8 protein-coding genes are annotated in these 13,046 nt (G+C 47.0%); 1 reads left to right on the plus strand and 7 read right to left on the minus strand.

Annotated features, from left to right (window positions below; all coding sequences use genetic code 11):
• Positions 1-45: 45 nt before the first annotated feature.
• Entirely contained in the window at positions 46-3,396 is a 3,351-nt protein-coding gene (locus ACO53F_RS03265) for a DNA polymerase III subunit alpha (RefSeq protein ID WP_485137288.1), read from the minus strand.
• Positions 3,397-3,597: 201 nt separating this feature from the next.
• On the opposite strand from ACO53F_RS03265, the gene ACO53F_RS03270 reads away from it, so the two are divergent.
• Positions 3,598-3,810: a YjzD family protein gene (locus ACO53F_RS03270; protein ID WP_485137289.1), complete on the plus strand. Its 213-nt coding sequence runs from the start codon at positions 3,598-3,600 to the stop codon at positions 3,808-3,810.
• A gap of 73 nt (positions 3,811-3,883) precedes the next feature.
• Here ACO53F_RS03270 and ACO53F_RS03275 read toward each other — a convergent pair whose 3' ends face one another.
• The 6 genes from ACO53F_RS03275 to ACO53F_RS03300 all read right to left on the minus strand — a co-directional run bounded on the left by ACO53F_RS03275 (position 3,884) and on the right by ACO53F_RS03300 (position 12,956).
• Positions 3,884-4,543, minus strand: coding sequence for a hypothetical protein (locus ACO53F_RS03275; protein WP_485137290.1), 660 nt, complete (start codon positions 4,541-4,543; stop codon positions 3,884-3,886).
• Positions 4,540-5,226: a SatD family protein gene (locus ACO53F_RS03280; RefSeq protein WP_485137291.1), complete on the minus strand. Its 687-nt coding sequence runs from the start codon at positions 5,224-5,226 to the stop codon at positions 4,540-4,542. Before ACO53F_RS03280 ends, ACO53F_RS03275 begins: the two co-directional genes overlap by 4 nt.
• 161 nt (positions 5,227-5,387) lie before the next feature.
• Positions 5,388-6,392 (minus strand): catabolite control protein A, encoded by a 1,005-nt coding sequence (ccpA, locus tag ACO53F_RS03285; RefSeq protein ID WP_485137292.1) that lies wholly within the window; start codon positions 6,390-6,392, stop codon positions 5,388-5,390.
• A 1,135-nt stretch (positions 6,393-7,527) separates the two neighbouring features.
• A complete protein-coding gene (locus ACO53F_RS03290) occupies positions 7,528-8,871 on the minus strand; it encodes a DEAD/DEAH box helicase (protein WP_485137293.1) in 1,344 nt (447 codons plus the stop codon).
• A gap of 24 nt (positions 8,872-8,895) precedes the next feature.
• The gene (locus ACO53F_RS03295; RefSeq protein ID WP_485137294.1) at positions 8,896-10,230 is read right to left on the minus strand and encodes an FAD-dependent oxidoreductase; all 1,335 of its coding nucleotides are present in this window, start codon (positions 10,228-10,230) and stop codon (positions 8,896-8,898) included.
• A gap of 74 nt (positions 10,231-10,304) precedes the next feature.
• On the minus strand, positions 10,305-12,956 hold the full coding sequence (locus ACO53F_RS03300) for an FtsK/SpoIIIE family DNA translocase (RefSeq protein WP_485137295.1): 2,652 nt from the start codon (positions 12,954-12,956) through the stop codon (positions 10,305-10,307).
• Between the last annotated feature and the right edge of the window lie 90 nt (positions 12,957-13,046).

Raw genomic sequence — 13,046 nt, forward strand, 5'->3', positions numbered from 1 at the left:
TTGGCTAAAGTCATACATTTTTTCGAAAATAATAGATGTAATCGATTACTTGTAGATAATTTTGAAAGGAGCCAGTAATTTGGCTAATTCTGCTTGCGCTTTCTGGCCATAGGAGACCCGATAGGCATCATCTAATTGGAAGGTCTGACGATTGGCATCTACTAAAATCATGGCTACTGGTCCAGAATATTGATCGGCAAATTTTCTTAAGCCTGGCAGAAAAGGTTTGAGGTCTTGGAAGGCCTTGACCTGGACAAAGCAACGTTGGAAAGGATGCTGATTAGGGCTAGTTGGCGCCTTGACTTCTTGCTCATTGACTAGCGCCAAACGCTTAATAATCAGCTGATGACGTCCCTGGCGGTCTAGTTCGACCGTCCCTTCTACTAGCAAGACCTGTCCCTCCTTAAGCAGTGAGACATAGTGTCGATAGCTTTGCGGGAAGACTACCCCGCTAATGCTAGCTAGTTCATCCTCTAGTTCGAGGAAGGCCATTAATTCCTGCTTCTTAGTGTTAATGACCCGGATGCCTTTGACTAAGACTAGGGTTTGGACCTTGAGGTTTGGTTGGGCCGCTAATATATCTCTTACTGACAGCAAGTTGGGATGGGACTTGGCAAAGGCTTGATAAGTTGCCACTGGATGCCCCTCTAAGGAGAAGCCCAGTATTTCCACTTCCTTATCCCGTTTTTGACTAGGGCTCCAGTCCTCCACCCATTCAATTCGTGGCTCTAGCTCTGGGAAGAGCGACAAATTGCCACCACTAAAGGTAACACTTTGCATGAGCTTGTCTAGGTTCTTGAGTAAGGTTGGCCGGTTCATGCCGGTATAGTCCAATGCCCCTACACTAATTAGGCTTTCTAGCCACTCATGTTTGAGCCATTTCTTAGGTAGACGCTGCATAAAATGTAAGAGACCGGTATATGGCCCTAAGAGCTGGCGGTCTTCTACAATGTGGCTGACAAAGTCATGGCGTAAGGTCCGGATAGCTGAGAGACCTACTTGGAGTCGCTCTCCACTGACACTAAAGCCTATCTGACTCTCATTAAGGTTGAGACCAAGGAGTGGACCTGTATGACGCTTGGCCTCCAGAATATAGTCGGCCATGGTCGTCTGGTTGGAACTGCCCATATTTAAGAGGGCTTGATAGAAGGCTAGAGGGTAATGGACCTTGAGATAGGCCAGTTGGAAGGCTAAGGTCGAATAGACCACCGCGTGTGAACGGTTGAAGCCATAGCTAGCAAATTCATAGATGTAATCATAGGTAGCTGACGCAATCTCAGGTTCTATCCCCTGCTCTCTGCCCCCCCTAATGAAATGCTCGCGTTCTCGTGCCATGACATGAGCTTGCTTTTTACCCATGGCACGTCTTAGCAAGTCGGCCTGTCCCAGGCTGAAACCGGCCATGCGTTGGCAGACCTGCATGACTTGTTCCTGATAGACAATAATGCCGTAGGTAGGAGCTAAAATCTCTTCTAGAATAGGATGAATGGCCTGGTAGCTTTCCCTGCCATGGCGACGCGCTACATAGTGGTCAATCTGCTTCATAGGTCCCGGACGGAAGAGCGCATTGACGGCCACAATATCTTCAAAGCGCTCTGGTTGCAACTTGCGTAAGACTTGCTTAATGCCGTCTGATTCAAACTGGAAGACCCCATTAGTATCCGCCGCCCTGAAGAGCGCCAGAGTCTGGGCATCTTCCATGGAAATCGTTTCAATCTCAAAATCAGCTTGACTCTTCTGAACCTGTTTAATGATGGTATCTAGCAGGTTGAGGTTTCTCAGGCCTAGGAAGTCCATCTTAAGCAAGCCAACCTTTTCCACATCGTACATGGTAAATTGAGTCATAAGAGGTTGGTTAGGTCGTTCTACGACTGGAATGACCTGATCCAAGGCTTGGTCATGAATGACTACCGCCGCCGCGTGGGTTGAAATGTGACGCGGCAAGCCCTCGATGGTTTGCGCCACTTGGAAGAGCTGCTGGTTAGTCTCAGATTGACTGACTAACTGGCGTAAGGCTGCCGACTTCTGATAGGCCTGAGGCAAGCTAATGTCCAACTCTTTTGGTATGGCGCGTGCCCAGACTCGCAAGGTCTCACTATCAGCACCTAGAACCCGTAAGGTATCCCGCATGGCCGCTCGAGCCCCGAAGGTCCCCAGGGTCGCGATTTGCGCAACCTGCTCTTGACCATAGCGCTCGACCACATAATGCAAAACTTGTTGTCGTTTGTTATCGGGAATATCCATATCAATATCGGGCATATTATAACGTTCCGGATTCAAAAAACGCTCAAAGAGTAAGTTGTATTGGATTGGATCGACGCGTGTAATCCCTAGTAAGTAGGAAACCAAGGAACCAGCTGCCGAACCCCGACCTGGTCCCACTCGGATAGCATGACTTTGGCAGTAAACAATAATGTCCCAGACAATGAGGAAATAGTCGCTAAAGCCCATACTATCGATAACTTCTAGCTCATAGTCAAGCCGCTGCTGGTAGACCGCCAAATCTGCAGGCCTCAAGCCTTCTAATGCCGACTGAGTTAAGTCTCGCAAGTATTGGCTAGCTGGCAAGTGGTCTGGCGTCGGAAATTTTGGTAGGAAAGCCTGATTTTGTGGCAAGGACACCTGCATACGATCAGCTAGTTGGCGACTATTAGCCAAACAGTCAGCCAAGCCTAAACGGACGTACTGAGCCTCCAAATCCGCCCAATTATAGACATAGTGGACCCCCTGCATGGCCCGTAGTTCCACGTCTAAGGTCTCATTAGCCCCAATGGCCTCCAGCACCTTGAGACTGAAGGCGTCATCCTGATTTAAGGTTGATACTCCTTGCCCCACTACTAGTGGCACTTGTTGGCTCTTAGCCCAGGCCTTGACAGCCTCGCCTTCAACTGGATTATAAGGGAAAGCCGCCACCCCCAGATAGACATTACCATGCCCAAAGACTTGCTCCAAGCGCTCCAAAACCAAGCTAGCTTCTTGGTCCCCACTATGAATCAGGGTTTGCTCCACTTCACTGGCATGGCCACAGGAAATATAGACTAGATTGTGGCAGGACTGGGTCAGATAATCCCAAATAGCACCTGGCGACAGAGGCTGGTGGCTCAGGCGTCGAATAAGGCCGATTAATTCATAATAGCCGGCTTGATTGAGGGCATAAACCAGGAAGGGATAAATGTGGGTTTGCTTGAGCGCCCCAGGCAACTTAATGGTCGCGCCAATCATGGCCTTGAGACCAGCAGCCTGACAGCGATTATAGAAATCTAGCGCCCCTTGAAGGCTATGGACATCTGCCAAACCTAGGATTTCATAGCCCCTTTGCTTGGCAGCTTCCACGTAGGATGGCATCGTCAAGGTGCTGGCGAGTAGTGAATTAGCAGAATGAACATTAAATAGCATGGCATTACCTCCTCTCAAGCCCTTTTTGCGGTCCGAACAGGTATTCGACCACTCTCTCCTTATTGTGCCATGAAATGCCTTAAAGTACAAGGTAGAGCTTGGCTTTGAGGAAATTTGGTTAAGAACTAGAAACAAAAACTTTTTCATTGTATTATTTGGCAAATATGCTACACTTATACTGTAAAGGAAAGAAGGGAAAGTATGAAATATATCGTCACATTTTTCTGGAGCTTCATCCTAGGGCAAATCGTCTACTACCTAGGTAGCTCACTCACTCGTGCCCAATATGATTTAGTGGGCGGGACTATTTTGGCTTTTGTCATTACCATTGTTGTCGCGCTTGTAGCGCGAATCATGGAGAGTGTTCAAGGTGACAGCTCCCAAGCTCAAGCAAGCAATAAGGCGCATTCCTAATAGCCTAAATAAATAGCCCTAGCAGTCTGGATTCTTTATCCAAACTGCTAGGGCTATTTTTACTAGCTTGGGCCTACCAGCTTCCTAATTGATAGACCTGATAGAGTACCAAAACGGCCAAGAGACTAAAGAGCGAGCCAATGAGATAGTATTCAGCAAAGGCGCTGTTCTTGGAAATTTTATCATAACGGGCGATGGATTTGGCCGTGAAGACCAAGCCCAAAGCGGCATAATTCTGGCTGACTAAGAGCAAACCTGTTATCAGACGCTCTAGTATCCCAATCGTGGCCCCTGCCCCTTCAATGGTCGCGTCATCAATCTCAATTTCAGGTTGAAAACGGCGGAAGAGAAAATGGAAAATCTGGTTAACAGGAGCTCCTAACCACAAGGCATAGAGAGCCGCCCATAGCCAGTTTGCATGGTAAGGCCAAGTCCAGCCTGCCTTAGCTGCATAAAGGCTGGTGCCAAATAAAAGTAGCGCCATCAATAGAGAAACTTGCTTGGGCTTAAGTAGCTTACCTAAGCTGGCATTCACCAGTCCTAGGCCGATCAGCAGGCCAGCTGCGACCGGATTAAGCCCCAGCAGTAAGGCGCCCCAAACCAAATAGAGCATCCAAGGCTCTAACCAAGTCAATCGCCCCTTTAAGAAAGCCCGCCCGTAAGGTCGATAATAGGATTCGATTAGGGTCCATCCTAGCCCATAGTAGAGGCCCATTGAATAAGTCGACATCATGCCTTCTCCCCTCCTTGAGCTGCCTGTCTGGCCAAATCTTCAATGGCCTTATTGAGATCGTTTTTGACATCTAAATAGAGTTTGATGCCACTCGATTTCATGCGTTTGGCGAAGGCGCTAGAGGATAGACCAAGGGCTGTCGCCACTCGCTTCTGATCAAAGCGTGACTGATAGTAACCCAAGTCTAAGATAGTCCGGAAGGTTTCCATTTGCGATTGGATCCAAGAAGAACGAACAAACTCACTCAAGGCCAGGCTATGATTCAAAATCGTATCCTGGTCCTCTTGCCCCGTCAATAGATAGACATGGACTGTCTCGTAATGGTGTTGTTGATGAACCTGTTGGATGGCCTCACGCGCCCGCCAATAAGCAGGCCCATCGGCCCCCAAACTAAGGGCTGGATTAATGCTAGTCAGAATCTCACCTAGCCCAAGGCCAAAACGCAGATTTAATTCTGGCAAGGCCAGGCGCAGTTCATCAATCATTTGAAAGATGGGTGCCCCTACTTTGACTAGGCCTTGAAATTCATCGCCAAGAGTTAAACTAAAGCGTGAGGCCAAGTGGGCCTGATAACGGTCATTCAAATTATCGAGGACCTGGCTTAAGGCTTCTTGCTGCTGGGCACGATTGGCTAGATGGCGTGACTCAATGATGTCACCAATTAAAGCATAGTATTGATTCATAGTGCCCTCCTCTCTTAAGTCCATTATAATAGACTAAATCAATAAAGTCCATTATAATAGACCAATCAACAAAGTCTATTATAATAGACCAAATCGATAAAGTCCATTATAATAGACCAAAAACCAAGGGTTAAAGAAGCCCTTGGTTTTTGCCATTAGTCTTAATCTTCTAAAGTTGAACCACGGGCAATGAATCTGTGTGGTAAGATAATTTGGTGCTCATCCACTTCTTCATTGTTCATGATTTTGGTCAAGAGACGCATTGCCACCGCCCCAATATCATAGAGTGGAATTTGGATACTGGACAACTTAGGGCGGACCACTTGGGTCAACATTGAGTTGTTACCAGTAATGATTTCGAAGTCTTGAGGGACTTTGACGCCACGATCGGTCAAAGCATTGAGGACTGCTACCGCAATTTCATCGTCGGCAATGACAGCCGCATTAGCCTTAGCTGCAATCAACTGGGCAGCAATCTTATCGCCATCAGCGTAAGTGAATTGCTTTTGAATGACTAGGTCTTGTTTGAACTTGACGCCAGCTTCCTTAAGGGCTTCTGAGTAGCCTTGGAGACGGAAGTCACGGTTGATATCATATTCACCAGGACCTGTTACTAAGCCAACTTTACGGCCATGCGCTAAGAGTAAAGCAGTCGCTTCCTTAGTAGCTTGACGGTAGTCAATGTTGACGTTGGAAAGCTCTGTGTTAGATAGAATAGTCCCCGCAAAGACAACTGGTGTCCGCGTACGGCTAACTTCATGTTGGATACTTTCTTGGATGTCATTCCCCATGAAGATAATTCCATCCACTTGTTTTGCTAACAAGGTGTTGAATACTTGGACTTCTTTCTCAGGGTTTTCATCAGAGTTGGCCAAAATGATGTTGTATTTGTACATAGACGCGATGTCATCAATCCCACGTGCCAGAGATGAGAAGAAGACATTGGTGACGTTAGGAATGATGACCCCAACTGTAGTAGTCTTCTTACTTGCCAAGCCACGCGCAACTGCGTTAGGACGATAATCCAAGCGTTCAATGACTTCTGATACTTTTTTTCGAGTTGACGGTTTAACGTTAGGGTTGCCGTTTACCACACGAGATACTGTCGCCATGGAGACGCCAGCTTCTCGTGCAACGTCGTAGATGGTAATAGTCTGTTTTTCCATACTTGATGCCTCACTTCCTAGGTAAACACTTTTATACTCTTATAAAGTACCATAAACAGAACGGTTTAGCAAGCGTTTTACTTACAATTTATCACCCATTCTATGCCCTTACCTTGAAAAAGCTTGAGGAAAATGAAAACTTTCCAAAGGCAAATGTAAGCGGAATTTGCACAAAAGAGAGTCGAAAAACCAAAAATCCTAATTTAGCGCTCTTCTAACTTGAAAGAAAGTAAAATTCACAAATAAATTCCTATATCTAATTTGAACTACTTTCATATAAAGAGATTATAAAAAGCCTTAGTCTGAAGAGAAAATAAAAAAATCCTAGCTCAAGACTGGGACAAAGAAGGCAAAAATATAAAAAAACAGCCGAGAGGGAGCTCGGCTGCAACGGATTCGGCATATCCGTATCAAGAGGGGACTTCTATCATAGGCATTAGGGGATACCTATCATAGAAGGGATTGCTTAGTCATTAACCTGACTAAGAAGGTTTAAATTGATTGCTTATGCCCATATGACGTCTGATTGGAAGTCTACAGGGGTTATGAACAATATGAAATCGGCATACACATACTGCGATAAGGCCCAAAGACTTACGACATGAAAAGTTCATCAAGGGGATCATACGGACATATAGTCAATTTGTTAGAAGGCTGCTACTACCCTCCTTTAAATCCTCGTTGTCGAAAACTTAAAGCAAGGAACTAACATCTTATGAGACTATTATAACGCATTTCTCTCTTCAATGCGTCTCACATTTTTGTCGGCTCGTTACAATTAGTTGAACGAAACAAATTTTCAACCCAAAATCTACAAAAGATTGAAAATAAGGTCAAGATAACCCTTTCAAATAGATTATACATGATAAGGAAAGAGAATGCAATAGGCAAAATGATTGAAAAGAAATTTCAACTCTGGGCTATGATATTTGAATAGACAAGCGCCGATAGCAGCCTTTCACAAACCAATAAAAAGTTCGAAATTCCCTTACATAGGATGATTCATCAGCTTTCAAACTTTTAAAATTAAGCAAAAGTCCCTTATTATCACAATAATGATTCATACATATGTTAGTCAATCGTCAAATCACATACAAAAAAGAGACTAACAATTGTTAGTCTCTCAGATTATTAGCTAAGCTTTACGCGCTTGGCGCCGTTCTGCCCTTTTCTGTTTACGGGCTTCCTTCTGACGGTGCTCCTTAATTTGGTAATTGAGCTTACGTTTGTAGCCAGGCTTAACCTTCTTCTTCTTGTTACGGTTAATCATGGCCCGTACGGTTGGATCTTCCTTATCCTGCTTGGTATCCGTCCGCTCTACACGGCGATGACGTGATTGGACAGGTCGGATTTCCCCCTTCACTAAGTCCACCTGTTGGAATTCAATGCCCTTGGCTTCTAATTCCACGATAGCCCGGTCGTCATCCGGTGTCATGAAGGTATAGGCTGTCCCAGCCAGCTGATTACGGCCTGTCCGCCCTACCCGGTGAACAAAGAACTCTAGCTCCTTAGGTAATTCCGTGTTAATAACCATGGAAATACCCGGAATATCAATACCGCGCGCAGCTAGGTCAGAAGCGACGACAAATTGGAATTCTAAGTCCTTGATTTGACGCATGACCCGTTTGCGTTCTCGTGGCGTTAAATCCCCGTGAATGGAGGCCACCTTGAGGCCACGTTCTTTGAGGTATTGGGTCAATTCTGCTGCATACTTCTTAGTATTACAGAAGACCAAGGCTAGGAAAGGATGGCCCATGGTTAAGAGATCGTAGACCAAGGCCGAGCGATCCCGCCCTTTAGTATTAATCAAGTAGTTATCTATCTTGCTGGCTAAGACCTCCTGAGGCTCAATCTGGATGAATTCAGGGTTGGTCACATACTTGTTGAGGAAGACCTCAAGCTGCTGAGGAATGGTCGCCGAGAAGACCATTAACTGCAACTCTTCTGGCATACGAGAGGCAATGTCGTCGACCACTTGCAGGAAACCTAGGTCCATGGTCATATCGGCTTCATCCACCACCATAATTTTGGCTGTCTGAACATGGAGGGCATGGCTTGCCATCAAGTCATAGATACGGCCAGGTGTCCCAATCACGACTTGGGGTTGGCCCGCCTGCAACTTGTCCACTTGACGTTGCTTATCAGTCCCGCCCATGTAATGAACAATCCGCAAAGGCTCTGGACTTGTGCTAGCCAGTTGCTTAGCTGCTTGGTAGAGTTGTGTCGCTAATTCTCGGCTAGGCGCCGTAATCACCACTTGGACTTGGTCCAAGCTAGGGTCTAGTTGCTGGAAGATAGGAATCAAAAAACTATGAGACTTACCTGAGCCCGTTTGCGATTGGACAATCAGGTTGCGCCCTTTGAGGGCATAGGGAATGACTGCCTCTTGCACAGGCGTTAGGCGGGAAAACCCCAGTTGCCCGAGTGCCTCCTTAATAAAAGGCGCTAGCTCGAGACTGTCAATGGTTGGCCTAGTCATAGGTCACCTCTTTCTTGCATTTGCTTATTTTGCTACCCGTTGGGCATAAGATTCCAAGGCAGCGCGGTAAATAATTGGGTTAGCCACGGTCTCTAATGGATAGTAGAGACGGTCTTGGAAGGCTAATTCTTGGTCTGTTAGACCTTGTCCAATTGCCAAGGCCAGCGTGTCAGCGTAGGATAGGATATTAGATTCTGAACGCATTTTTGCCCCCAGAATGCGCCCTGTCTCCGCTTCTGTAATCAGCTTGAGATAGACAGGCGTTGAATCAGTTAGGGAGTAGTCGGCTGTAACCGTAACAGTCTGAGCTGGTTGAGCACTAGTCCCATTAGCTTCATGTTCAGTCTTAGCCACACTGACCACATATTGGCTGAAGATACGTGAACCAATGACACGAAGAGAAGTCGCTTGCTTAACGCGATTTTCCTTGAGGTTAAAGGCTGCAATCTGGCCGGAACGAATGGCATTGTTAACCAAGGCAATAAAGTCACGACCTTGGTCAGCATAAGGTACTTGAACTAGGTCCCCTACCGCAAAGACATCGGTCACACTGGTCTCTAAGTAAGGACTGGTCCAGATGGTCTTGTCTGGGTTGAGCTCTACTTGGTCAGCAACCAAACTACTATTAGGGAAGAGATTGACCCCCATGAGGATGGCATCCGCATAGATTTCATCGCCATCTTCTAAGATAACCCGTAGTGGGTCGGTTTCAACAGCAGCTACCTTGCTTCCAACGCGCAGGTCGACACCCACGATTTCAATAGCGGCTTCGATTTCTTCAACAAAATCAGCATCAAAATAACGTTCAGCTAGGCTATCATTGGCTTCAATCAAAGTCACTTGCTTATTAGAGTTAACTAGGGCTTCACAGGCTTCAATCCCGATTTGCCCCCCACCAACTACCACCACATGCCCAGCGTCTTCTAGGACCTCTAAGGCATGGTGGGCAGACCCAATGTCCTTGGTCGAAATAATAGCTGGATGGTCTAGATGGGCCACTAAGTGCCCAGTTTGCTTAGAGCCCATAGCCAAGACCAGTTGATCATAAGGATAATCTCTAATCACTTGGGTCTTCTTATCCTTAACTCGTAACCACTTGGCTTTCATGTCGACTTCAACCACTTGATGGCCTAGATAGAGTTGGACGCCAGCCGCGCGCACTTCTTTTTCCGATATAAAGCTAGCCGCTTCTAATTGGTCTACCTCATGATTGAGGACTAGGTTCATCCCACTTGGAATGAAACCCACTGTTTCTTGGCTATCGAAGACTTGCACTTCCATGTCTGGGTAGAGTTGCTTGGCTTGGAGCGCACAGCTTAAGCCCGCAAAAGAACCCCCTATGATAATAGTTTTTGACATGACATATCCTCCCTTAAACTTATGACTTACACACTCTTAAGTATACGCCCTTTGGCGCCCTTTTCAACCGAAAATTAGTCTGCTTGGACAAAAACTTGACGAGGTTTAGACCCGTCTTGTGGCCCGATAAAGCCCTGGGCTTCTAAATCATCAATCAGACGCGCAGCCCGGTTGTAACCTATCCGGAACTTACGTTGCAATTGCGAGATAGAGATGGTCTCAAGACCCCGAATCAGCTCAACTGCCTCACCAAAGTATTCATCATCAGAGGCGCTCGCTGCTCCGCCAGTCTCATCATCGGATACCATCATGGTTTCATCATACTCTGCTTCCTGTTGATTCTTAACAAATTCCGTAATCTTCTCAACTTCAGAGTCAGAGATATAGGCCCCTTGGACCCGAACAGGCTTGTTCTTACCCATAGGCTGGAAGAGCATGTCCCCACGACCAAGTAATTTTTCCGCCCCGTTACTATCCAAAATAGTCCGGGAATCAATACTTGAGGAAACAGCAAAGGCCAAACGGGAGGGCACATTGGCCTTGATAATCCCGGTAATGACATCGACAGAAGGCCGTTGAGTGGCAATTATCATGTGGATGCCGGCCGCCCGCGCCATTTGAGCCAGACGAATAATGGCCGATTCCACTTCATTGCTGGCTACCATCATGAGGTCGGCCAACTCGTCAATGAAGACTACAATCTTAGGCATGGCTTCATAGCCAGTCCCCTGCTCTTTGTTATAGTTGTCTACTTGTTCATTATAACCATCAATGTTCCGCACACCCGTCGCCGCAAAGAGTTCATAACGTCGTTCCATTTCCTGAACCACTTTGTTGAGGGCTTGGGCGGCCTTACGTGGATTGGTCACCACCGGCGCCAACAAATGAGGCACCCCATCGTACATGGTTAATTCAACCTTCTTAGGGTCAATCATGAGGAATTTAACCTCATCTGGCTTAGCCTTCATCAGCAAGGAGGTGATGATGACGTTCATCCCTACCGATTTACCGGAACCCGTTGCCCCGGCAATCAGCAAGTGCGGCATCTTGCTCAAATCAGCCAAACAAACCACGCCTGAAATATCGCGTCCTAGTGGCACTTCCAAAATGTGCTTGCTTTCTAGAGCTGCATCAATGATTTCCCAGAAGGAAACAGGACTAACCTGGGTGTTTGGTACTTCAATCCCAATCAAAGACTTGCCCGGAATTGGGGCTTCCATGCGGACATCGCGAGCCGCCAATGCTAAGGCAATATCATCAGATAAGGAGACAATCTTGCTGACCTTAACCCCGATGGCTGGCTGAATTTCATACTTGGTAACAGACGGGCCTAAGTTGGCCTTAACTACCTTAGCCTGAACGCCGAAACTCTCGAAGGTCCGCTCTAACTTGGCGATGTTTTCATTAATACGGGCGTATTCTTCCGACTGGTCAACAGGCGGTATTTTCTTAAGTAGGTTCTTACCAGGCAATTGATAAGGTTTATGAGCCCGCGCTTTCTTAGCGGCCACTGGCGCCTGAGGGCTTGCTTGTTCCGCCATTTGATCTAATTGGCTGTCCAAGTCATCCCGCGTTAAGTCAGCTCGTTCATGGGCTTGGGCCTGCCAATGGCCGGCAGCGGCATCTGCTGCTGGCGCTAGTGGCTTGCTAGGTTCAAGTTCTGGTTCAACCGACGCTAAATCTGATACTGGAGCTGGCTCTATATCGAAGACATTGTCTTCTGATTCCCAGTCCGCCTCCGCTTGATGCGCGTTGGCTATAACGATTGGCACCGTGTCTTCTTGGGCGCCTTGGCCTTCTAGATAATCTAAATCTAAGACAGGGGCCTGAGCTCTGCTAGGCTCCTCTCCTTCCCAGTTAACCACTGGTCGACGTCTGAGACGATTAGGTAGATTGTAATCCGCACCGTCTAATTCCGGCTCCTGATCTTCCTCTTCGACAAAGCCGAAGAAACGCTCAGATAGTGATAATTTACGACTAGACGACTTGCTTGGCACTTGTGGTGCAGCTTCCCAGACATCTTCTGAATAGGAAACTTGATTAGTTGGCTCTTCCTCGATCCCTTGACTTGGAGGGAAGAGGCGCCGGCTGAGACCTTGAATACCTGTCCTTATACGAGCAAACAAGCCCTGCCAAGCTTGCCATGGCAGATTGAGCAAGAGGGAGAAGCCTGCTAGGAAGAGGATGACAACCAGCAGGTAGGTGCCCCATTTACCAAAGAGGTAACCAAAGGTCGCATAGGTCATGGCACCCAGCATGCCGCCCCCCATTGGGACGCGGACTTGGCCCATCAGGATCTCATTGCGGAAAATCTGGTAGGTCATAGAGAATATAGATTGTGGCAGTGGTTCCTGACCGATAAATTGGTTGACATGCAGTAGGCTAGTTAGAGCCGTCAAGGTCATGGCACCGCCTAGAAAATGCTGGAGCCGGACCACAAAGAGTTGGCCTTTGACTAGCATATAGAGGCCTAAGGCCAAGATGGGCGCTAGTAGTAGCGCATAGGTCTCCCCAACTAGCAGTCGGAAGCCATTAACAATCAGAGCGCCTAGCGCCCCCCATTGAAAGAGCCCTAGCAGAGCTACAAAACTTATCATAATTCCCAGAATCAAATAGGTGGTATGTTCAGAGAGATTTAGGGCATGGTGCTGACGACTTGCTTGGGTCTTCTTACCAGGTCTTGAGCCTGTTTTTTTCTTGGTGGTCGTCTTTTTCTTCGGCGCCATAGGGTCCCCTCCTTCATCAATTAGTAAAAATGTTCATCACCCACTATTATAGCATAAATTCCCTTAAATTTCATGATTGAGCCCGACTTA

Source organism: Abiotrophia sp., from assembly GCF_057275535.1.

Bases quoted from the DNA above. Each gene is read 5' to 3' on its own strand.
- ccpA (WP_485137292.1), bottom strand. From the start codon at position 6,392: ATGGAAAAACAGACTATTACCATCTACGACGTTGCACGAGAAGCTGGC.
- ACO53F_RS03300 (WP_485137295.1), bottom strand. From the start codon at position 12,956: ATGGCGCCGAAGAAAAAGACGACCACCAAGAAAAAAACAGGCTCAAGA.
- ACO53F_RS03295 (WP_485137294.1), bottom strand. From the start codon at position 10,230: ATGTCAAAAACTATTATCATAGGGGGTTCTTTTGCGGGCTTAAGCTGT.
- ACO53F_RS03270 (WP_485137289.1), top strand. From the start codon at position 3,598: ATGAAATATATCGTCACATTTTTCTGGAGCTTCATCCTAGGGCAAATC.
- ACO53F_RS03265 (WP_485137288.1), bottom strand. From the start codon at position 3,396: ATGCTATTTAATGTTCATTCTGCTAATTCACTACTCGCCAGCACCTTG.
- ACO53F_RS03280 (WP_485137291.1), bottom strand. From the start codon at position 5,226: ATGAATCAATACTATGCTTTAATTGGTGACATCATTGAGTCACGCCAT.
- ACO53F_RS03290 (WP_485137293.1), bottom strand. From the start codon at position 8,871: ATGACTAGGCCAACCATTGACAGTCTCGAGCTAGCGCCTTTTATTAAG.
- ACO53F_RS03275 (WP_485137290.1), bottom strand. From the start codon at position 4,543: ATGATGTCGACTTATTCAATGGGCCTCTACTATGGGCTAGGATGGACC.